Annotated in this window: 21 protein-coding genes; 3 read left to right on the top strand and 18 right to left on the bottom strand. The window is 57.8% G+C overall.

Annotated elements, in window-relative coordinates:
- Window positions 1-15 precede the first annotated feature (15 nt).
- From phnP to UR289_RS17035, 16 genes are all read right to left on the bottom strand, one after another.
- Window positions 16-774, bottom strand: a complete 759-nt coding sequence (gene phnP, locus UR289_RS17110) for a phosphonate metabolism protein PhnP (protein ID WP_248203077.1) — start codon at window positions 772-774, stop codon at window positions 16-18.
- 9 nt (window positions 775-783) lie between these two features.
- Entirely contained in the window at window positions 784-1,218 is a 435-nt protein-coding gene (phnO, locus tag UR289_RS17105; protein ID WP_033144430.1) for an aminoalkylphosphonate N-acetyltransferase, read from the bottom strand.
- Window positions 1,211-1,762 (bottom strand): ribose 1,5-bisphosphokinase, encoded by a 552-nt coding sequence (gene phnN, locus UR289_RS17100; protein WP_320711099.1) that lies wholly within the window; start codon window positions 1,760-1,762, stop codon window positions 1,211-1,213. The genes phnO and phnN overlap by 8 nt, the downstream gene beginning before the upstream one ends.
- Window positions 1,759-2,895 carry an alpha-D-ribose 1-methylphosphonate 5-triphosphate diphosphatase gene (gene phnM / locus UR289_RS17095; RefSeq protein WP_048979059.1) on the bottom strand — a complete coding sequence of 379 codons (1,137 nt, stop codon included), beginning with the start codon at window positions 2,893-2,895 and terminating at the stop codon, window positions 1,759-1,761. The genes phnN and phnM overlap by 4 nt, the downstream gene beginning before the upstream one ends.
- Window positions 2,892-3,572 carry a phosphonate C-P lyase system protein PhnL gene (gene phnL, locus UR289_RS17090; RefSeq protein ID WP_064672971.1) on the bottom strand — a complete coding sequence of 227 codons (681 nt, stop codon included), beginning with the start codon at window positions 3,570-3,572 and terminating at the stop codon, window positions 2,892-2,894. Before phnL ends, phnM begins: the two co-directional genes overlap by 4 nt.
- 9 nt (window positions 3,573-3,581) lie before the next feature.
- Window positions 3,582-4,337, bottom strand: a complete 756-nt coding sequence (phnK, locus tag UR289_RS17085) for a phosphonate C-P lyase system protein PhnK (RefSeq protein WP_048976472.1) — start codon at window positions 4,335-4,337, stop codon at window positions 3,582-3,584.
- Window positions 4,334-5,179, bottom strand: a complete 846-nt coding sequence (phnJ, locus tag UR289_RS17080) for an alpha-D-ribose 1-methylphosphonate 5-phosphate C-P-lyase PhnJ (protein ID WP_033144435.1) — start codon at window positions 5,177-5,179, stop codon at window positions 4,334-4,336. The genes phnK and phnJ overlap by 4 nt, the downstream gene beginning before the upstream one ends.
- Window positions 5,172-6,236, bottom strand: coding sequence for a carbon-phosphorus lyase complex subunit PhnI (locus UR289_RS17075; protein WP_033144436.1), 1,065 nt, complete (start codon window positions 6,234-6,236; stop codon window positions 5,172-5,174). The genes phnJ and UR289_RS17075 overlap by 8 nt, the downstream gene beginning before the upstream one ends.
- Window positions 6,236-6,820, bottom strand: a complete 585-nt coding sequence (gene phnH, locus UR289_RS17070; RefSeq protein ID WP_096150964.1) for a phosphonate C-P lyase system protein PhnH — start codon at window positions 6,818-6,820, stop codon at window positions 6,236-6,238. Before phnH ends, UR289_RS17075 begins: the two co-directional genes overlap by 1 nt.
- Window positions 6,817-7,269: a phosphonate C-P lyase system protein PhnG gene (gene phnG, locus UR289_RS17065; protein WP_033144437.1), complete on the bottom strand. Its 453-nt coding sequence runs from the start codon at window positions 7,267-7,269 to the stop codon at window positions 6,817-6,819. The genes phnH and phnG overlap by 4 nt, the downstream gene beginning before the upstream one ends.
- Window positions 7,270-7,995 carry a phosphonate metabolism transcriptional regulator PhnF gene (phnF, locus tag UR289_RS17060; RefSeq protein WP_023310091.1) on the bottom strand — a complete coding sequence of 242 codons (726 nt, stop codon included), beginning with the start codon at window positions 7,993-7,995 and terminating at the stop codon, window positions 7,270-7,272.
- Window positions 7,996-8,015: 20 nt separating this feature from the next.
- Entirely contained in the window at window positions 8,016-8,795 is a 780-nt protein-coding gene (gene phnE, locus UR289_RS17055) for a phosphonate ABC transporter, permease protein PhnE (RefSeq protein WP_023334213.1), read from the bottom strand.
- A gap of 117 nt (window positions 8,796-8,912) precedes the next feature.
- Window positions 8,913-9,929, bottom strand: a complete 1,017-nt coding sequence (gene phnD / locus UR289_RS17050; RefSeq protein WP_047059567.1) for a phosphonate ABC transporter substrate-binding protein — start codon at window positions 9,927-9,929, stop codon at window positions 8,913-8,915.
- Window positions 9,930-9,953: 24 nt separating this feature from the next.
- Window positions 9,954-10,742 (bottom strand): phosphonate ABC transporter ATP-binding protein, encoded by a 789-nt coding sequence (gene phnC, locus UR289_RS17045; RefSeq protein ID WP_033144439.1) that lies wholly within the window; start codon window positions 10,740-10,742, stop codon window positions 9,954-9,956.
- A 173-nt stretch (window positions 10,743-10,915) separates the two neighbouring features.
- Window positions 10,916-11,359 (bottom strand): VOC family metalloprotein YjdN, encoded by a 444-nt coding sequence (yjdN, locus tag UR289_RS17040; protein WP_045889388.1) that lies wholly within the window; start codon window positions 11,357-11,359, stop codon window positions 10,916-10,918.
- An 80-nt stretch (window positions 11,360-11,439) separates the two neighbouring features.
- Window positions 11,440-11,775, bottom strand: a complete 336-nt coding sequence (locus tag UR289_RS17035) for a zinc ribbon domain-containing protein YjdM (RefSeq protein WP_023310096.1) — start codon at window positions 11,773-11,775, stop codon at window positions 11,440-11,442.
- 595 nt (window positions 11,776-12,370) lie between these two features.
- Here UR289_RS17035 and crfC point away from each other — a divergent pair.
- A complete protein-coding gene (gene crfC / locus UR289_RS17030; RefSeq protein ID WP_033144441.1) occupies window positions 12,371-14,716 on the top strand; it encodes a clamp-binding protein CrfC in 2,346 nt (781 codons plus the stop codon).
- Window positions 14,713-15,588, top strand: a complete 876-nt coding sequence (locus tag UR289_RS17025) for a diguanylate cyclase regulator RdcB family protein (protein WP_033144442.1) — start codon at window positions 14,713-14,715, stop codon at window positions 15,586-15,588. The genes crfC and UR289_RS17025 overlap by 4 nt, the downstream gene beginning before the upstream one ends.
- A gap of 44 nt (window positions 15,589-15,632) precedes the next feature.
- On the opposite strand, the gene kdgT is transcribed toward UR289_RS17025, so the two are convergent.
- Entirely contained in the window at window positions 15,633-16,625 is a 993-nt protein-coding gene (kdgT, locus tag UR289_RS17020) for a 2-keto-3-deoxygluconate transporter (RefSeq protein WP_033144443.1), read from the bottom strand.
- A 648-nt stretch (window positions 16,626-17,273) separates the two neighbouring features.
- On the opposite strand from kdgT, the gene proP reads away from it, so the two are divergent.
- Window positions 17,274-18,776, top strand: coding sequence for a glycine betaine/L-proline transporter ProP (proP, locus tag UR289_RS17015; RefSeq protein ID WP_029740241.1), 1,503 nt, complete (start codon window positions 17,274-17,276; stop codon window positions 18,774-18,776).
- 33 nt (window positions 18,777-18,809) lie between these two features.
- Here proP and UR289_RS17010 read toward each other — a convergent pair whose 3' ends face one another.
- On the bottom strand, window positions 18,810-19,763 hold the full coding sequence (locus UR289_RS17010; protein ID WP_069303545.1) for a nickel/cobalt transporter: 954 nt from the start codon (window positions 19,761-19,763) through the stop codon (window positions 18,810-18,812).
- Between the last annotated feature and the right edge of the window lie 363 nt (window positions 19,764-20,126).

Raw genomic sequence — 20,126 nt, 5'->3', positions numbered from 1 at the left:
AGAGAGGGAGAAAAGCTAATCCAGCACCAGCACCATCCCGTCATAGCCCGCTTCTATGCCCTGCGGCAGCGGGTTATCCATCATCCACACGTCAAACTGATGGCTGATATGCGTCAGGATCACCTGCGGGCAGCCAATTATCTCGTTTAACGCAATCACGGTATTTAAGTCGCAATGGTTTCGCGGCGTTTCCTCGCGCGGCTCATGGCTGCAGTCGATAATCATCGCCTGCGGCTGGCTGTTGAGCAGGAACTTCACCGTTTTTTCCGGCAATCCGGCGGTGTCGGAAAGCCAGGCCACGCGGCTGTGGGCCGATTCCAGCAAATACCCGAAGGTCAGTTTTGAATGGTTGAGCGGCAGCGGCGTGACCCGCAAACCCTGAAGCTCAAACATCACAAACGGTTCGACCGTGTGGCTGAAATCCAGAATGCCGGGGTGCTTAAACAGGTCGTCGCATCCGGCGTCGTCCGGCGGACCGTAAACCGGGATCGTCGCCCCCACGCCCCAGCGCAGGGGGAACAGCCCCTGAACGTGATCCATATGGTAATGGGTGAGCAAGAACTGCTGGAAGCTGCCCGCCGGCCAATCGTCCATCAGGTGCGGAATACCGGCATCCAGCAGGGTGACGGCATCGTTGAATTTCACCACCGCGCTGCACGGGCGACGGCGATAGTTATCCTGCAGGCGCGCCCGGCGACACGCCGCGCAGTCGCAGCCAAAGACCGGCACCAGCTGGGCGCCACCCGTTCCCGTCAACGTGATGGTCAGACTCATAGCGCACCTCTACAGCGGTTTGGTGAATCGGAAATGGCTCTGCGTGTATCCTTCACGAACGTAAAAACGGTGCGCGTCGGTGCGCTTCACGCTGGTGGAAAGTTCGGTCAGCTCCGCGCCGGCCTGTCGCGCTACCTCTTCCGCCCAGGCCAGCAGCTGACTTCCGACCTTTAACCCTCGCGCCTGCGGCATCACCACCAGCTCCTGGATCTCGCCGATCCAGCGCGCATGGTGCAGGTGAAACTGCATGTGCAGGCCGATCATGCCGATGACCTGTCCCTCTCTCTCCGCAAGCTGGTAGCGCATGTTGCGATCCTGCAGGTTGGCAAGAAACCCGGCGTGGAACGCCTGATGGTCGAACTCTGCCTGCTTGAGCTCGCAGATCAGGGCGTAAACACTCTGCGCATCGTCGGCTGTGGCGGGGCGAAGCTGGCAGTCAGGCATGCTGTTTCTCCTTCTGACGGATAAGCGATAAAAAGGTATCGACTGACTGTAGCAAACTTCCGTCGTTATTGAGGATGTAGCAGCCCGACGGGGCATAGCGGGCCGCACGCTCAAGCCGCAGATCGATCTCACGGGCTGATTCACGCCCCCGACTCTGCAACCGGCTGCGCAGAACGTCCGGCGAAACCTGCAGGCAGACCGGCAGCAGGGCCGCCTCATAGCGGGCGCGCGCTTGCGGCAGATGCGCACGCGAGCCGTTAACCAGCACGTCGAACCCCGCATGCAGCCAGAGGTCGATTTCGATGCCCACGCCATAGTAATAACCGTTGGCGTGCCAGCTCAGCGCCAGCAGGTTTTGCCCGGCGCGGATGAAAAACTCCTGCTCGCTCAGGGCGATATGATTTTCGCTCCCGGCATGGGCCGCGCGGGTAATATAGCGATGCGCGACCAGCAGCTGCGGATGTTCCCGCTGCCGTAAGGCGGACAGCAGGCTGTCTTTACCGGAACCCGAGGGCCCCATTAACCAGATGAGCCTTCCCATCAGAACACCCTTTTTCCCTGACGCCAGACGTGGTCGATGTGAACGTGCTCGCCCTTGCGGTGGGCCAGCACCAGATCCGCGCGTTTACCCTCGGCGATTTCCCCGCGATCCTGAAGATTAAGCGCCGAGGCCGGGTTTTTCGTCACCAGGCGAATCGCCTGCGGCAGCGTAAAGCTGTTGCTCTCGTCGTCGGCGACCCGGAACGCCGCATCCAGCAGGCTGGCGGGGTAGTAGTCGGACGAGAGAATATCCAGCAGGCCGAGCGAGGCAAGCCTGCTTGCCGCGACGTTGCCGGAGTGCGATCCGCCGCGCACGATGTTTGGTGCGCCCATCAGCACGTTCATGCCGTGCCTGCGGGAGGCTTCAGCCGCTTCAAACGTGGTGGGAAATTCGGCGATTACGCTGCCAAGCTGGTGGGATTCGCGCACGTGATCGTGCGTGGCATCGTCATGGCTGGCCAGCGCGATATTGCGGTCACGACACATCGCGGCAATCCTGAGACGGTTTGGCTGCGACCACTGGGCGGCAAGCGCCAGCTGCTCTTCCTCGTAGCGCGCCATCTCTGCGTCGTTGAGGGAGTATTTGCCCTGATAGTATTCGCGATACTTTTCAATGTTGGCGAACTGGCGCTGCCCCGGCGAGTGGTCCATCAGGGAGACCAGCGACACCGGCTCGCGCCCGACCAGTTTTTCAAACAGCGGCAGGGTGGTGTGGTGCGGCAGCTCGCAGCGCAGGTGCAGACGGTGCTCGGCGCGGTTGAGGCCGCGCTTTTGCGTCTCCTCCACGGCGTTGATCATCTTCTCCAGATTCTCCAGTCGATCGCCGCCGTCGCGCACGTCGCCAATCGCCACCGCGTCCAGCACGGTGGTGATGCCGCTGGCGACCATCAGCGCGTCGTGGCTGCTCATCGCCGAGTGGGCGGGCCAGTCGACCTTCGGGCGCGGGGTGAAGAATTTGTCCAGATTATCGGTATGCAGCTCAATCAGCCCCGGCAGCAGCCAGCCGCCTTCACCGTCCATCGCTTCAGGGGTACGGCTTTGGGTTTCGGCAAAGGCGCGAATAACGCCTTCATGAACTTCAACCGAGCCATTAACGACTTCATTTTCCAGCACCAGCCTGACGTTATTGATAATCATGCGTGGACCCCCATCGGGTGCAATCTGTCCGCCACGCGGCTGCGTACGGCGTCGTCGTGGAAGATCCCGACGATCGCCGCGCCGCGCGCTTTGGCCTGTTCGATCAGCTCCACCACGGCCGCGCTGTTTTTGCCGTCGAGCGAGGCGGTGGGTTCATCCAGAAGTAAAATCGGGTAGTCGACGATAAACCCGCGGGCGATATTGACGCGCTGCTGCTCGCCGCCGGAAAAGGTCGACGGGGCGAGATGCCACAGGCGCTCCGGCACGTTGAGGCGCGTCAGCAGGCTGGCGGCTTTGGCGGCGCAGGCTTCTCGCGGCACGCCCAGATCCAGCAGCGGCTGCATCACCACGTCCAGAGCGGAGATCCGCGGGATCACCCGCAGAAACTGGCTGACCCAGCCGATCGTCGTGCGGCGCACTTCCAGCACTTTGCGCGCGGGGGCCTGCACCAGATCGACCCATTCATCGTTGTGGCGAATGTGAATGTGGCCTTCATCCGGCAGATAGTTGGCGTACAGGGAGCGTAGCAGGGTGGATTTTCCGCTGCCGGAATGGCCGTGCAGCACCACGCATTCGCCGCTGCTGACCTCTAACGAGGCATTTTGCAGCACCGGCAGGCGCACGCCGTTTTGCTGGTGGAGCACAAAGGTCTTACTTACGTTTTGTACGTGGATCATGTTGGCCTCTTAATTCTGTAATACCGAGGACACCAGCAGCTGGGTGTACGGATGGTGCGGATCGTCGAGCACCCGGTCGGTTAACCCACTTTCCACCACCTGGCCCTGCTTCATTACCAGCAGGCGGTCCGCCAGCAGGCGCGCAACGCCTAAATCATGGGTGACAATCACCACCGCAAGGTTCAGCTCCACCACCAGACCGCGCAGCAGGTCGAGCAGGCGCGCCTGCACGGAGACGTCCAACCCGCCGGTGGGTTCATCCATAAACACCAGCTTCGGGTGGGTGACCAGGTTGCGGGCAATCTGCAGGCGCTGCTGCATTCCGCCAGAGAAGGTCGTCGGCAGGTCGTCGATGCGCGAGGCGGGGATTTCCACCTCTTCCAGCCAGTGCTGGGCGGTGGCGCGGATGTTGCCGTAGTGGCGCGCGCCGGTGGCCATCAGGCGTTCGCCGATGTTGCCCCCGGCAGAGACCTGACGGCGCAGGCCGTCCATCGGGTGCTGATGTACCACGCCCCATTCGGTGCGCAGCAGGCGGCGGCGTCCGGCCTCGCTCATGCCGTACAGCGAGGCGCCCTCATACAAAATGTCGCCTTTCTGCGGCGTCAGGCGCGCGGAGATGGACTTCAGCAGGGTGGTTTTGCCGGAGCCGGACTCGCCGACGATCCCCAGCACTTCGCCCGGCCACAGCTCGAACGACACGTCGCTAAAGCCTTTGCCCGGCGCATACAGGTGAGTCAGGTTATTAACCGAAAGCAGCGGTTTCATTGGCTGTTCGCCTCGCTCTGTTGGCGGCAGTAATCGGTGTCGGAGCAGACAAACATCCGTTTGCCCGTATCGTCCAGCACCACTTCGTCCAGATAGCTGTGTTTGGATCCGCAGATGGCGCACGGCTCGTCCCACTCCTGCACCGTAAACGGGTGATCGTCGAAATCCAGGCTTTCGACACGCGTGTAGGGCGGGACGGCGTAGATGCGTTTCTCGCGCCCGGCGCCGAACAGCTGCAGGGCGGGCATCATGTCCATCTTCGGGTTATCGAATTTTGGGATTGGCGACGGGTCCATCACGTAGCGCCCGTTCACCTTCACCGGGTAGGCGTAGGTGGTGGCGATATGGCCGAAGCGGGCGATATCCTCATACAGCTTCACCTGCATGACGCCGTACTCTTCCAGCGCGTGCATGGTGCGGGTTTCCGTTTCGCGCGGCTCGATAAAACGCAGCGGCTCCGGGATCGGCACCTGGAAAATCAAAATCTGATCTTCAGTGAGCGGGGTTTCCGGGATGCGGTGACGGGTCTGGATCAGCGTTGCGTCTTCGGTTTTTTCGGTGGTATTGACGCCGGTTACGCGCTGGAAGAAGCTGCGGATCGACACGGCGTTGGTGGTGTCGTCGGCACCCTGGTCGATGACCTTCAGCACGTCCGCCTCGCCGATCACGCTGGCGGTGATCTGAATACCGCCCGTGCCCCAGCCGTAGGGCATCGGCATTTCGCGGCCGCCGAACGGCACCTGATAGCCCGGAATGGCCACCGCTTTTAAGATGGCGCGGCGGATCATGCGTTTGGTTTGCTCATCCAGATAGGCAAAGTTGTAGCCGCTTAAGTTAGCCATTTTTGCGCTCCCGTTGCAGGCGTTTCAGCAGTTCCAGTTCGGCCTGGAAATCGACGTAGTGCGGCAGCTTGAGGTGCGAGACGAAGCCAGCGGCCTCAACGTTATCCGCGTGGGCCAGCACAAACTCTTCGTCCTGCGCCGGGCCTGCAACGTGCTCGCCGTAGTCCGGTGCCTGCAGGGCGCGGTCGACCAGCGCCATGGCCATGGCCTTGCGCTCGCCGAGGCCGAACACCAGCCCGTAGCCGCGGGTAAAGTGCGGGTCTTCGTCTTCCGGGGCGACGAAACCGTTCACCATTTCACACTCGGTCATTAGCAGTTCGCCGACGTTCACCGCAAAACCCAGCTCTTCCGGTACGATTTCAATGTCGATATAGCCACTGCGAATTTCGGCCGCAAACGGGTGGTTGCGCCCGTAGCCGCGCTGGGTGGAGTAGGCCAGCGCCAGCAGATAGCCTTCGTCGCCGCGCATCAGCTGCTGCAGGCGGGACGAGCGCGAGCACGGGTAAACCGGCGGCGTGCGGGTGATGTCATCCGGCTGCGCGCCTGAATCTTCTTCCGTCTTCGCCAGGCCCTGTTTTGCCAGCAGGCTGAAGACGTGCGGAGACGGTTCCTGTTCGGCGTCGGAGGTGCTGAGCTGCGGCGATTCGCCGTTCGCCAGCAGGGTGAAATCCAGCAGGCGGTGGGTGTAGTCGTAGGTGGGGCCAAGCAGCTGGCCGCCGGGAACGTCTTTATAAACGGCAGAAATGCGGCGTTCCAGGCGCATCTCCGCCGTATTCACCGGCTCGCTGACTGCCAGTTTCGCGAGCGTGGTGCGGTAGGCGCGCAGCAGGAAGATGGCTTCCACGTTGTCGCCGCTGGCCTGCTTCAGGGCCAGCGCCGCCAGCTCGCGGTCGGCGATGCCGCCTTCGGTCATCACGCGGTCGACGGCGAGGTTTAGCTGCTGTTCAATCTGGGCGACGCTCAGCTCGGGAAGCCGTTCATCGCCCCGTCGTCTGTGCGCCTGTAGCGCATGGGCGGCGGCGATGGCCTTCTCACCCCCTTTGACGGCAACGTACATCAGCACACCTCCACGTGGGTGGTCCGCGGGATTGCCAGCAGGCGCTCGCCGCAGGTCAGGATCAGGTCAATGCCCAGCGGGAACGGGTGCGGGCGCTCGGTCAGCTCGTGAATGATGCACTCCGGCAGCTGCGGCGCGACCATGCGCTCGTCGGCGATGCCTGCCCCCGTGAGGCGCAGCATGCGGCCGCCGCTCAGGCTGGAGACCTGCAGGATCAGCGTGGCGCTGGTCTCCGGGGCGACGGCGCTGCCTTCGCTCAGGGCGTTCAATTGCTCATGGCTGATTTGCTCGTCAGCCACGGCAAAAACCGCCTGCTGGGGCTGATCGACCAGCGGCGCACCGGTGTGAAAACGCAGGTTCTGGCTGGCGATATCGTTCGACAGCGCGCCCGAAAGCCACACCGGTGTGTCGTTGTCGGCAAGCGTCAGCAGCACGCTGGTGGTCGCCAGGTTCAGCGGCAGCCAGCCCTGGGAGAGCTGGTGCAGCGAGACGATCACGCCCGGCTCGCTCATCGCTTTCAGCAGGCGACGAAAACTGTGTTGGGCATCCTGGACGGCCAGGGTAAAAGCAGGTTGAAGCGTCATGCGTTGTCTCCGCGAACGAGCGTAAAGAAGTCGACCCGGCTGGTGTTCACTTCGGCCTGACGTGCGGCAATGCGCGCGGCGCGGTCGGCTTCCAGCGGGGCAATAAGGGTTTCCATTAACGTCTGGAAATAGGGTTGTTCTTGTAAAAGCGCGTCGATCACCGCGCAGCGCTCGGCGTGCGCTTTGTCGCGCCCCAGCACGTAGCTGTAGCCCAGCGTGCCGCTGTTCAGGCGGATTGCCGCGCGGGTGAGGGTGGCGTCTCCGGCGAAAAAGCGTTCTCCGGTGCCGCCCATGCGCGCCTGGATCTGAACGAGGCCGATCTCCGGGGCGCGAAGGGTGTCGTAGTCTGGCGTCAGGCTGAGCGCGTTCATGCGGGCAGCCAGCGCAGCAGGCTGGCTATGGGCCAGCACGCGCATCCAGCGCTGTCGGGTGGCGGTGTCGAAGTGCATTCAGTGCTCCATGGTGAATTCGATCATGTCGGCGCGGGTCAGGCTGACGGAGTATTCCGTCGCGTTGATCTCGCCGTCACGGTGGTTGAGGGTGCGCACGCAGAGCAGCGGGGCCATATTGGGGATTTCGAGCACTTTGCTCTCTTTCGCCTGCGCGCGACGGGCGCTGATGCGGGTCTGGGTGCGCTTGAGCGCAATGCCGGTCGCATCCTGAAGAAAATCATGCAGCGAGCCGCTGGAGAAATGCTGGAGCACGGGCCAGAGGGCGAGGTCCGCAAAGTAATGGTCTATCTGGCATACCGCCACGCCGTTAACGCGACGCAGGGTACGCAGGTGAATGACATCGTCGCCCTCCTGAATGCCCAGCGCGTCCGCCACGTGGCTGGAGGCCGGGCGCAATACCGAGAGCAGCTTTTCGCTGGTCGGGTGGCTGCCCTGATCCAGCAGGTTCTGGCTAAAGCGCGCCTGGGCGTTCAGCGGGTAGTCGAACGGGCGCATCAGCACCAGCACGCCCACGCCCTGGCGGCGCTGGACCCAGCCGCGCTCGACCAGCTGGTCAATGGCGCGACGCAGGGTGTGGCGGTTCACTTCATAGCGGTCGGCAAGCTGCTGCTCGGCGGGCAGGTAGTCCCCGCAGCGGTAGTGCGTGCGCAGCTCCACTTCGAGCTTTGCCGCAATCTCTTGCCAGCGGGTCGGGTAACTGGTCGGATGTCTGGATAAGTGCATAGAAAACAAAGCCTCGCTTCTCAGATGAAGTGCTTACGCAAACGTTGAGAGAGGAAATCCAGCAGGCTGACGGTGACGATGATGAGCACCATCAGGGCGCAGGTTTGCTGGAACTGAAAACCGCGAATCGCTTCCCACAGGGTGACGCCAATCCCGCCTGCGCCCACCATGCCGACCACCGTCGCGGAGCGGACGTTGGACTCAAAGCGGTACAGGGAGTAGGAGATCAGGAGCGGCATGACCTGCGGCAGGACGCCGTACAGGATCTCTTCGATTTTGTTGGCACCCGTTGCGCGGATGCCTTCCACAGGGCCGGGCTCGATGGCTTCGACCGCTTCAGAAAGCAGCTTGGAGAGCACGCCGGTGGTGTGGATGAACAGTGCCATCACGCCGGCGAACGGACCCAGGCCAACGGCGACCACGAACAGCATCGCAAAGACCATCTCGTTGATGGCGCGACAGGCGTCCATCAGGCGACGCATCGGCTGATACACCCACCACGGCACGATGTTTTCGGCGCTCATCAGGCCAAAGGGAATGGAGAGAACGACGGCAAGGGCGGTGCCCCAGACGGCGATTTGCAGGGTGACCGCCATTTCGCTGAGGTAATCCTGCCACTGGCTGAAGTCCGGCGGGAAGAAGTCGGCGGCGAAGGTCGCCATGTTGCCCGCGTCTTTGAAGAGCAGCAGCGGATCCATTTCCGCGCCCTTCCAGGAGATAACCAGCACCGCCAGCAGGATGGCCCAGCTTATGAGCGAGAACCAGCTGCGCTTCGGCGGCGGGAGGGTGATGGTTTGCATGTTGGCTCCTTTGGGTTTAGTCCCCTCTCCCTTGAGGGAGAGGGTTAGGGTGAGGGGGAAATGTGCGCGCTGATGCCCTCACCCCGGCCCTCTCCCACTGGGAGAGGGAGAAAGGCACTACTGCACCGCTTTATTCACGCTCGTCATCGCACCGAGCGCGGCGGTCAGGCGGTCGAGGTCTTCCAGCTGGGCTTCAATTGCGGCCACTTTGCTGGTCTTCTCCTCGTCCTTCAGCCCTTTGTTGTCCTTCACGCCCTGCATCTCTTTAAACAGCGCCAGCTGGCGAATCGGGACCAGCTGCAGGTCGCTTGACGGGCGGAACGGTGCCCAGCCCAGACGCGCCAGGACCGCTTTCTCTTCCGGCGTTTTGCCATAGGTCATAAAGAAGTCGTACACCTTGTCCTTGGTGCTCTCGGAGAGATTTTTACGCCAGACGATCGGGTCGCCCGGGATCAGCGGCGATTTCCAGATAACCTTGATCTCTTTCAGCTTGTCCGGCGCGGAAGTTTTCAGCTTGTCGAGGTTCTCGGTGTTGTTGGTAGCAACGTCCACCTGCTTGTTGGCCACGGCCAGGGCGTTGGTTTCGTGGCTGGCGTTCACCGTGCGTTTGAAGTCGCTGGCGGAGGCGTTGTTTTTGGCGAAGACGTAGTAGCCAGGGACAAGGTAGCCGGAGGTCGAGTTCGGGTCGCCGTTGCCGAAGGTCAGCTCTTTGCGTTTGGCGAGCATGTCGTTGAGGTTGTTGATCGGGCTGTCTTTGTTGACGATCAGCACGCTCCAGTAGCCCGGGGAGCCATCTGCCGCGACGGTCTGGGCAAAGACCTGGCCGTTCGCGCGGTCCACCGCTTCCATGGCGGAGAGGTTGCCGTACCAGGCGATGTCCACTTTATTAAAGCGCATCCCCTGGATGATGCCCGCGTAGTCCGGGGCGAAGAAGGCGTTCACTTTGATCCCCAGCTTAGTTTCCATATCTTTCAGGAACGGTTCCCACTGAGGCTTCAGGTTCTGCTGTGATTCCGTCGAAATAATGCCGAAGTTCAGCGCTTTTTCCTGCTCTTGTGCATACGCCGGGCTTAACAGGGTGCTGAGGCTGAACATGCTGGTAAAGGCCAGCGCGGCAACGGCTTTGTAGCTCATGTACTTTCCTCGGATCGGGTTTAATTAAGCAGCCTGCGCGTTCTCTTCGACGCGGTTAATGCTGCGGTAGAGATGGTCAAAACGTTCGTTATCAAACTGATGGCTCGCGCCATCAAAGAACACATGTCCCTGACGCAGGGCGACAATGCGTTCGCAGTAGCGCAGGGCGTAATCCACCTGATGCAGCGTGACCACTACGGTGATGCCGTCGTTCTGGTTAATGTCGCGCAGGGTTTCCATCACGATGCGGGCGGACTCCGGGTCCAGCGAGGCAATGGGTTCGTCTGCAAGAATGATTTGCGCTTTCTGCATCAGCGCGCGCGCAATCGCCACGCGCTGCTGTTGCCCACCGGACAGGGTGGAGACGCGCTGGTGGGCAAAATGCGCCATGCCGACGCGGGTCAGGGCCTGCAAGGCTTCCTGCTTCTGTGAAGGAGAGAACCAGCGCAGACAGGTGCGCCAGAACGGGGTGCTGCCGAGCGCGCCAATCAGCACGTTCTCCAGCACCGTCAGGCGGTTCACCAGGTTGAACTGCTGGAAGATGTAGCCCGTCTGGGCGCGGCTCTTGCGGATATCGCTGGCGAGACGCCCCGCGCGCTGCACGGTATTGCCCAGCAGCTCGACGTGGCTTTCCGGCGTTTTATCGCAGGTGATAAGACCGCTTAAATGACGCAGAAGGGTGGATTTACCGGAACCGGATGGCCCCAGCAGCGCCACCATTTCGCCCTGCTGGACGGTCAGATCAACGGCATGCAGAGCCTTATTGTGATGGAAGGTCTTGCTCAGTTTCTCGACGCGGATGACGGTTTGCATGTGCTGGGCCTCACGATAAATGTGGCCTCATGCTGGCGCATCAATGTGACATTTGGGTTAAGTCTGGGTTGCGGGAGTTTGAAGAGTTGAAGTGAAAGCGATGACAGTCACCATAGGCCCGGTCAGCGCAGCGCCACCGGGCGCTGTTGCCGGCTGCGCTGCGCTTATCCGGCCTAAGACGTTTGCTGCTGCTTAACGACGTTAATCATCCACGGCACGCCGTATTTATCGGTGACTTTACCGAAACCGTGTGCCCAGAAGGTTTCCTGCCAGGCCATGTCGATATTCCCGCCCGCGGCGAGGTTGTCGAACCAGCGTTTGCCTTCATTAACGTCCTGGGTGTCGAGAACCAGCGTGAAGCCCGCGTACTGCGCGTTGCTGCCCGGCGGCATCCCGTCGCTCATCATGATATCGCTGCCCGCAATGCGGACGTTGGAGTGAGCGATAGCCGAATCCGGAAATTGCATACCGGACGGACAGCCTTCTTCGCTGTTATCGCTTTTTGGCATTTCGCCGAAGGTGATTTTATAGAGAAGCTCTGCGCCGACGGCTTGCTGGTAGAAAGAAGTGGCTTCTGCACAGTTGCCGGCAAAAGAGATGTAGGGACTTAACGGCATAATCTTTACCTCACGTAAGAAAAGCCCGTTAAGTGTAGTTCCCGAAAACCCGGTAAGCGAAGCGCCACCGGGCGGGTAAATCAGTTCTTTTTCACGAACTCTGATTTCAGCTTCATCGGACCGAAGCCGTCAATTTTGCAGTCGATATTATGATCGCCTTCAACCAGACGGATATTCTTCACTTTGGTGCCGATCTTCAGCATGGAAGAACTGCCTTTCACTTTCAGATCTTTAATCACGGTTACGCTGTCGCCGTCCGCCAGCAAATTGCCGTTCGCATCTTTTACGACAAGTGCATCAGCATCGTGTGATGGTTCGGCATCGTTCCATTCGTGAGCGCATTCCGGGCAGATGAACATGCCATTATCTTCATAGGTGTATTCAGAATTGCATTTTGGGCAGTGTGGGAGTGACATATCGGTATCCTCAAAAAGTGTAAACGCGCTGGAAAGTGCCAGCTAAATGACGGCAGCGTGCCGAAAAAGGCGGCAAGTATAGCGCAAATCCACACGTTTGTCGGTGACATTGTGAATTAAAAAAATGCAAAAAGCGTATCGGGAGTGACACTTCCTGTCAGTCAGTTAAGCGATGCTTACCTCATTAACACGTTGGGAAGAAATGACGCTAAATATATCGAATATTTTATTGCAGCAAATTGCTACGCTCCTTCATTTCGGATAAGGTGAAGCGACACATTGTTATTTATCTCCTGACTTCGCTGCCATCCATATCTTTTGGCAGGGGCGTATTACCTCTCTTTTTAGGTGGGTAAATAATGATGATATATCCTGAAGTTTCTTAAAATTGGGCTACGCTTTTTTCCTTTGGCCGTCAGGCCAGGAGGGGAGCTATACACGCCATGCAAGGATAGCGAATTATTTCTGATTATCATCAATCAGTTATATTTCGGCGGACATGTTTTCCACACGTGATCATATAAGCCTGAACAACATAATTAATACCAGTGGCTTAATAAAAGTAATAAATTTGCGTTAAGGAAAGGCTTTTATCATGCACACACAGACCATTTTTGAATTAAGCCAGGAAGCTGAGCGTTTGCTACAGCTCGCCCGGCAAAACCTTGATACGTTGAAATCAATGCCGACTGCGATGCTGGAGAGCACCGCGGCTGCTATTACGGGTGAAAAGAACAACGTTTTACCTTTGCATTTTAGCGCGCGCGGTGTCGAAGCGCAGCAGGCGATGCTGAATAATGAATTACGAAAAATAACCCGGCTGGAAATGGTCCTGGCTATTGTTGGCACTATGAAAGCGGGGAAATCGACCACCATTAATGCGATTGTGGGGACCGAAGTGTTGCCGAACCGCAATCGTCCGATGACGGCGCTTCCTACCCTGATTCGCCACACGCCGGGTCAGAAGGAGCCGGTGCTGCATTTCTCACATGCCTCGCCCATTGATGAATTGATCCAACTGCTTCAGAAAAAGCTATGCGATTACGATCGCGGAAAGCTGGCCCAGCATCTGGAAATTGATAAAGACATGAATACGCTGCTGGAGCGCATTGAAAAAGGAGAGGCTTTTGAGAAGCATCACCTGGGCGCGCAGCCGATATTTCATTGTCTGAAAAGCCTCAACGACCTGGTGAGGCTTTCCCAGGCGTTAGGGGTGGAGTTTCCGTTCTCTGAGTATGCGGCTATCGAACATATTCCGGTGATTGAAGTGGAGTTCGTGCATCTTGCGGGTCTGGATGCTCATCTCGGACAGCTGACGCTGCTCGATACGCCCGGGCCGAATGAGGCCGGACAGCCGCACCTGCAAAAAATGCTAAGCGAGCAGTTGTCCCGCGCGTCGGCGGTGCTGGCCGTGATGGATTATACCCAGCTTAAATCCATCTCTGATGAAGAAGTCCGCCAGGCCATTTCCGCGGCGGGAAAATCCGTGCCGCTGTATGCGCTGGTCAATAAATTCGATCAGAAAGATCGCAATAGCGACGATGAAGAGCAGATCCGGGCGATGATCTCCGGCACCTTAATGAAAGGCAATATTTCGCCTGGCCAGATCTACCCCGTTTCGTCCATGTGGGCCTATCTGGCGAACCGCGCTCGCTACGAGATGAGTACCCACGGACAACTGCCGGATCATCAGGAGCAACCCTGGGTACAGGACTTTGCCGAAGCGGCGCTTGGGCGACGCTGGCGTACGGCGGACCTGGACGATATAGACCATATTCGTCATGCTGCCGATTTGCTCTGGGAAGATTCGCTTTTCGAACAACCGATACGCAAACTGATTTACGCCGCCTATGCCAATGCCTCGCTTTACGCGCTGCGTTCGGCCTCGCACAAGCTGCTCAACTACGCACAAAATGCCCGGGAGTACCTCGACTTCCGCTATCAGGGGCTGACGGTTGCCTTTGAGGCTCTGGAACTGAATATCGCACGTCTGGAAGAGGACATGGCGCTTCTCCAGACGCGTCAGAGCGTGGTGAGCGATGAGGTGAAACATGAAGTTGAGGAGGCGCTGAACGCCACCGCGGACTTTATGGGAGCGCAAAAAACCGCGCTTAACCAGGCGATTGGCGAGGTGTTCAGCGCTCAGCATATTCTTGATTTAGCAGGCATCGATCGGCAGAACCCTCACGGTGACGAGCTGAAGCAGCTGGTTCTGGACGATGAAGGGCAGGCGCAGATCGCGCTGAGTAAAATTCGCTCCTCCTGCGAATTGGTGATGCTGGATGCACAGACGAAAATCTGCCGGGAGCTGGCGTTACGCTTCGACCAGCTTGAATCTACGCTGGCGCGTTCCCTGAACGAAGCCATGCGCCCCATCGAAACGCGTATTAAAGAGCATCTGAGCCATGCGGGTTTTCGGGCGCGAATCAGTTTCCCGGCGTTTCAGGCTCACCAGCTCAACTTCAATACGCGGGCGCTGTTTAACGACGCGATAGCGCAGGATGACAGCCAGGCAGGCCCGTCATCAGGCGGGAGCAGCATGCGAGAAACGGTCTCTCGCTGGCTCAATAATCCGGGCTGGGGCTGGGATGAGTATGTGGAAACGCGCACGCGATATGTTATCGATATTGCGCAGCTACATGACAAATTTAAGCAACATATTGAGCTGTTTTGTGAACAAATACGTAAAGCTTTGTCCGCGCAGGTCGATGTCTCTGTTACGGCAGGAATGGCGACGTTCTTTGCAGAATTCTCGCTGTGCCTGACCGGGTTACAGGAAAGCTTGCGTGATAGCCTCGCAGTGCGTCAACAGAATGAGCATTCAACCCGAGCGCTCTGCCAGCTGTTGAAGCAAAGTATTACGACTGCGGCGTGGATACAGGAAGATACCCGACTGTTACGCGATGATATTCAAACTCTATTCGCGGCAGAGCAACCATGACAACACCACTACTGGACGGCCCCGGGCGAACGCTGGAGTGTATTAATCCAAAATTTATGGTCGATCTGGTTCAGGGAGTGGACGCGGCGCGTCATCCTCACCTGGGACCACAACAGCTTCAGTTTCGTGAGCGTTTGACTCAAGAAATCATGACGCATACCCGGCTGCGCCCCTGGGCGATGGCGGGTATGCTCAATGAAAATGCGGCGCTGCGCCTGGGGCTGGCGGAAAAACTGGCCGGCATGCTTGACCCGGGTCATCTCGCGCTGACTCTGATGGCAGAGAAACTGATTGCTTTGCGCCAGCAGACGCACCCGCGCGCCCAGCAGTCCCCCGGGCTGATGCAGCAGTACGCTGAACTTGCTTCTCATTTTACCCAACGCGCCGCCTATAAAGAGAAGGCGCTAACCCAGCGCGGGCTGACGGTGCAGGCGGGCGAGCACAGCGAGCAGATTTTTACCCGCTGGCGGGCCGGGCATTATGATGGCTGGTCGCTGGCCGGGCGCTGTTTTATCGTCCTGGAAGAGCTGCGCTGGGGGGCATTTGGTGACGCATGCCGCCTCGCGAATGAAGATGTGGCGGCAATGCTTAAGGATAACCTGCGCAGCATGGCGGCTAACTATCTGGCACAGGGCATCAATGCGTCCCCCACGACCCGCCATTTCTATCACCAGTGGCTGACAACGCCGGCCTCTCCGGGTTTAATCGATCATAAAGACATGCTGGGCTGGCTGGGGGACTGGTGTCAGGCGGATCAACATCCGGTGAGCTGGTCAGTGACGCAAAACTGGCAGACCGTCGCGCTGGGTATGCCGAGGCTTTGTTCGGCAAAACGGCTTGTGGACGGGATGGTGGAAGAGATTTTTGGGTAAATCCCTCACCCTCTCCCCGTTGGGAGAGGGAATGGTGCGGTGTGTTAATGATTCATTTCTATCGGCTTCGGTTCAGGCAGGGTCTCTTGCATATTCCCGTAGCGTTTCGCATACAGCGCCGTGATGATAGGGACCAGAATCGCGGTGACAATTACGCTCGCGGCAACCAGTGCCGTCGCTGAAGCGGCGACCGGTTCGAAGGCCGGGTTAATTTGGGCGATAATCACCGGGTTTGCAACAGCAGCCCCCGCGGCTGAAGAGGCGGCGACGCCGGCCGTGCCGTTTCCTCCTCCGATAACGCGGTCGGCAATAATCAGCGGAATACCGGTGATGACGATCACGGCGACACCCAGCACAATGCCCAGCAGGCCGGTATCAAGAATGACCTTCAGGTTGATGGTGTTCCCCAGTGCGAAACCGAAGAACGGAATCAGCACCGGCGTGGCTTTGCTGAAGAAATCACGCAGATCGCGATCGAGATTGCCAAGGGCGAAACCGACCAGGAAGGGCAGGATTGCGCCGACAAAGTGGTGCGGTTCAAACGAGGCCAGGCCAGCAGACCCCAGGATCAGCATCGTCATCAATGGGCCGGACTCCAGAGACATCAACACAAATGCGCCGGACTCTTCTTTCGTCCCGTACTGATTCATCAGGCTGGCGTACAATCCGCCGTTGGTCATATCCATCGCCGAGACAATCGCCAGGACCGATAAACCCGCAAAGAACCCGGTCTGAATTCCATTCTCCGGAATGAACATCGCGCATATCATTGCCACTGCCCAGGCTACGGCTATTTTGGTGATCACCAGCGTGCCGGATTTCCGTAATACTGTCCCCGTTGCCCGTAAATTAATGGATGCGCCGATACAAAAAAACCAGACGGCAAGAATGGGAACCGTGCCTGTTATCATGCCTTTTGTGAAACCGCCAAAATAAGCTCCGGTATTGGGAGCAAGGGTATTCAGGATCGCGCCCAGCACCAGCGGAACCAGCATCATGCCGCCGGGTATGCGTTCTATCGTGGCTTTAATCTTCATAGACAAACCTCACATCGGATCCCGCAGTACGGGGGATAGGCGTTAAAAATTAGTCAATAAATTCAATTGATTGCTCGTATTGCTTGTGGTGTTTTTTCGAAAGCCCTGCAACAAAATTAAATGCGTGCTCTCAATTAACCTTTTCCTTAAACACGTAAAACGCTGAATTCGGATTTATGATGCGATCATTGGAATATTGATTCAATGAAAATAAAACATCGTTTTAGTTATCTTTATCACATATTCAATGTAAAACCTGAGGCCGGTTCCTGCTGATGAAAATTTATGTAAACCTGATGTGAATTAACGTGGTTTGTTTTTCTGTTACGAAAGAAATAATGACGTGCGGGAGGATGTTCTTTAGGTGGGATAAGGAAGTACTTATTGGCACTCCTTGACAAAAATTTGCCTGAGCTGACCAGACACGAAAATATGTGTGAAGTTGATCACAAATATAAACGCTGGTAGGGTAAAAAGGTCATTAACTGCCCAGGCAGGCGTCAACAGGTTCGGTTGTATCGACGTAAAACGTCAATGTAAGTAAACCTGCTACGCTTGAATAAGGCGATTCGCATGGAGCGGATCCCATGGTTCACAGAACGCTAACTGAACTGTGAAACAGACAGGGCCGAGTCAACGAGGATAGCTATGCTGAGAAGGAAAAAGATTAAACCCATCACGCTTCGCGACGTCACCATTATTGATGACGCAAAGCTGCGTAAAGCCATTACCGCAGCCTCGCTCGGTAATGCGATGGAATGGTTCGATTTTGGTGTCTACGGCTTTGTGGCCTATGCGTTAGGTAAAGTGTTTTTCCCCGGGGCCGATCCCAGCCTGCAGATGATCGCCGCACTGGGTACGTTCTCCGTTCCCTTCCTGATTCGCCCGCTGGGTGGTCTGTTCTTCGGTATGCTCGGCGATAAATATGGTCGTCAGAAGATCCTGGCCATCACCATCGTCATTATGTCGATCAGTACATTCTGTATCGGCCTTATACCGTCTTACGCCACCATCGGCATTTGGGCACCGATTCTCCTGCTGATATGTAAGATGGCGCAGGGCTTCTCCGTGGGCGGTGAATATACCGGTGCTTCAATCTTTGTTGCCGAGTATTCCCCGGACCGTAAGCGCGGATTTATGGGGAGCTGGCTGGACTTCGGCTCGATTGCCGGGTTTGTCATGGGCGCGGGCGTAGTGGTACTGATTTCAACCGTGGTGGGCGAAGATAACTTCCTCGACTGGGGCTGGCGTATCCCGTTCTTCCTGGCATTACCGCTGGGGATTATTGGTCTTTACCTGCGTCATGCGCTGGAAGAGACGCCTGCTTTCCAGCAGCACGTCGAAAAACTGGAACAGGGTGACCGCGAAGGGCTGCAGGATGGTCCGAAGGTGTCGTTCAAAGAGATTGCCACTAAGCACTGGCGCAGCCTGCTGACCTGTATTGGTCTGGTGATTTCGACCAACGTGACCTACTACATGCTGTTGACCTACATGCCGAGCTATCTGTCGCATAACCTGCACTACTCGGAAGATCACGGTGTGCTGATTATTATCGCCATCATGGTGGGTATGCTGTTTGTCCAGCCGATTATGGGCCTGTTGAGTGACCGTTTTGGTCGTCGACCGTTCATTATCCTGGGAAGCGTTGCGCTGTTTGCTCTGGCAATTCCGGCATTCATTCTGATTAACAGTGATGTGCTGGGGCTGATTTTTGCTGGTCTGCTGATGCTGGCGGTGATCCTTAACTGCTTTATCGGGGTGATGGCCTCCACGTTGCCCGCGATGTTCCCGACGCATATTCGCTACAGCGCGCTGGCCGCGGCCTTTAACATCTCGGTGCTGATTGCCGGTCTGACCCCGACGCTTGCCGCCTCGCTGGTCGAGAGCACGCAGAACCTGATGATGCCTGCTTATTACCTGATGGTGATTGCGGTGATTGGTTTGATTACAGGTCTTACCATGAAGGAGACGGCGAATCGCCCTCTGAAAGGCGCAACGCCTGCGGCGTCTGACATCCAGGAAGCGAAAGAGATCCTGCGCGAGCACTACGATAACGTAGAGCAGAAGATTGAGGATATTGACGCAGAGATTGAAGAGCTGCAGAAAAAACGCTCCCGACTGGTGGACCAGCATCCACGCATCAACGAGTAATAAAGAAACCCGCCAACGGCGGGTTTTCTTTTATTAGCATCCGGCAGCGATGTAGTCGCCATTGGCGCTGACGGGGATCACCGTCAGGAACAGCACCGTCGCAAACAGGATCAGGACTATCCCTCCAGCTATTTTGACTGCCGGTACCAGCCATCTCAATGAGGCGCTTTCTCCGAACCAGGTCACCGTGCGCTCGCGGGCGTAACGTACAGCCAGGGAAAGCCCCACAATAGAAAGTGCGGTGCCCAAAGACATGGTCATGACCGCAGCCACTCCCCAGGTGACAATGCCCAGCGCGTTCGAAAACATCAGAATCATGATCGCCCCGCTGCACGGGCGTGCGCCAATCGCCAGAATGACGCCCAGGCGCGTTTTCCAGTCGCCTTGTGTCAGGTTTACCCCCACGCCGTGGTGGCCGCAGCCACAGTGTTCATCATGCTGATGAAGCGGCTTGATGGCGGAGATAGTCATTCTGCGCGGGCGCAGGCTCTTCAGCGCCTGGTAAATGACAAAAGCACCGAATGCGCCAATAAGCACTGCGCTTATCTTTTCCACGTACCAGCGGCTGGTACTGATATCCCCGGAGGCGAGGTTAAACCCCACCGCCAGAATAAAGACAAACAGAATGGCGCTGACGCCCTGCATCAGGCTACCCAGGAAGGGGACAACCCGGGCGGCCAGCTCGCTTTCCTTATTGGTGGTCAGATAGGTCGTCACGATGAATTTTCCGTGTCCGGGGCCAATGGCGTGGAGAACACCATAAAGGAAAGCCCCCGTTAACAGCCATAATCCGCCGCTGTACTGGTGGTTATTAAGCTGCAGCAGATACATCACCAGATAGCGGTGCAGCGTAATTTGCGTGGCGAGACACCACTGGATAAAGGCGTTCCAGTGCGCATGCAGGGTAAAACCCGCAAAGAGGATTGCCAGCAGCATCAAACCTGCGGTAGGGAGACGCCAGTCGCGGGCGAGGCGTTGTGTGGTCATGAGGGGGGCCTGCACAGGGGAGATTATTTGCCGCTAGTATAGTTGATCTTCCCGCTCAATTCGTAGGATCGCATCGCGATTCGCTCATGATTGTGGATAACTTTGTGCATAAAAGGGTATAAGGCGGGGTTTTGCTGTGGAATGCAGCAGTCAGTCATTTTTCTGACATTTAGCGGTTGCGGCCAGCCGAGAACTCCCTATAATGCGCCTCCATCGACACGGCGGATGTGAATCACTTCACAGACAACCCGGTCGGTTGAAGAGAAAAATTCTGAAATAACGGGTTGACTCTGAAAGAGGAAAGCGTAATATACGCCACCTCGCAACGGTGAGCGAAAGCCGCGTTGCACTGCTCTTTAACAA

Origin of the sequence: Enterobacter sp. 302C9, from assembly GCF_034106085.1 — a bacterium.
GTDB classification, from domain to species: Bacteria; Pseudomonadota; Gammaproteobacteria; order Enterobacterales; family Enterobacteriaceae; genus Enterobacter; species Enterobacter asburiae_B.
This window is presented reverse-complemented; position numbering and strand designations above follow the sequence as displayed.

Bases quoted from the DNA above. Each gene is read 5' to 3' on its own strand.
- phnP (WP_248203077.1), bottom strand. From the start codon at position 774: ATGAGTCTGACCATCACGTTGACGGGAACGGGTGGCGCCCAGCTGGTG.
- phnO (WP_033144430.1), bottom strand. From the start codon at position 1,218: ATGCCTGACTGCCAGCTTCGCCCCGCCACAGCCGACGATGCGCAGAGT.
- phnM (WP_048979059.1), bottom strand. From the start codon at position 2,895: ATGATTATCAATAACGTCAGGCTGGTGCTGGAAAATGAAGTCGTTAAT.
- phnL (WP_064672971.1), bottom strand. From the start codon at position 3,572: ATGATCCACGTACAAAACGTAAGTAAGACCTTTGTGCTCCACCAGCAA.
- phnK (WP_048976472.1), bottom strand. From the start codon at position 4,337: ATGAAACCGCTGCTTTCGGTTAATAACCTGACTCACCTGTATGCGCCG.
- phnJ (WP_033144435.1), bottom strand. From the start codon at position 5,179: ATGGCTAACTTAAGCGGCTACAACTTTGCCTATCTGGATGAGCAAACC.
- UR289_RS17075 (WP_033144436.1), bottom strand. From the start codon at position 6,236: ATGTACGTTGCCGTCAAAGGGGGTGAGAAGGCCATCGCCGCCGCCCAT.
- phnH (WP_096150964.1), bottom strand. From the start codon at position 6,820: ATGACGCTTCAACCTGCTTTTACCCTGGCCGTCCAGGATGCCCAACAC.
- phnG (WP_033144437.1), bottom strand. From the start codon at position 7,269: ATGCACTTCGACACCGCCACCCGACAGCGCTGGATGCGCGTGCTGGCC.
- phnF (WP_023310091.1), bottom strand. From the start codon at position 7,995: ATGCACTTATCCAGACATCCGACCAGTTACCCGACCCGCTGGCAAGAG.
- phnE (WP_023334213.1), bottom strand. From the start codon at position 8,795: ATGCAAACCATCACCCTCCCGCCGCCGAAGCGCAGCTGGTTCTCGCTC.
- phnD (WP_047059567.1), bottom strand. From the start codon at position 9,929: ATGAGCTACAAAGCCGTTGCCGCGCTGGCCTTTACCAGCATGTTCAGC.
- phnC (WP_033144439.1), bottom strand. From the start codon at position 10,742: ATGCAAACCGTCATCCGCGTCGAGAAACTGAGCAAGACCTTCCATCAC.
- yjdN (WP_045889388.1), bottom strand. From the start codon at position 11,359: ATGCCGTTAAGTCCCTACATCTCTTTTGCCGGCAACTGTGCAGAAGCC.
- UR289_RS17035 (WP_023310096.1), bottom strand. From the start codon at position 11,775: ATGTCACTCCCACACTGCCCAAAATGCAATTCTGAATACACCTATGAA.
- crfC (WP_033144441.1), top strand. From the start codon at position 12,371: ATGCACACACAGACCATTTTTGAATTAAGCCAGGAAGCTGAGCGTTTG.
- UR289_RS17025 (WP_033144442.1), top strand. From the start codon at position 14,713: ATGACAACACCACTACTGGACGGCCCCGGGCGAACGCTGGAGTGTATT.
- kdgT (WP_033144443.1), bottom strand. From the start codon at position 16,625: ATGAAGATTAAAGCCACGATAGAACGCATACCCGGCGGCATGATGCTG.
- proP (WP_029740241.1), top strand. From the start codon at position 17,274: ATGCTGAGAAGGAAAAAGATTAAACCCATCACGCTTCGCGACGTCACC.
- UR289_RS17010 (WP_069303545.1), bottom strand. From the start codon at position 19,763: ATGACCACACAACGCCTCGCCCGCGACTGGCGTCTCCCTACCGCAGGT.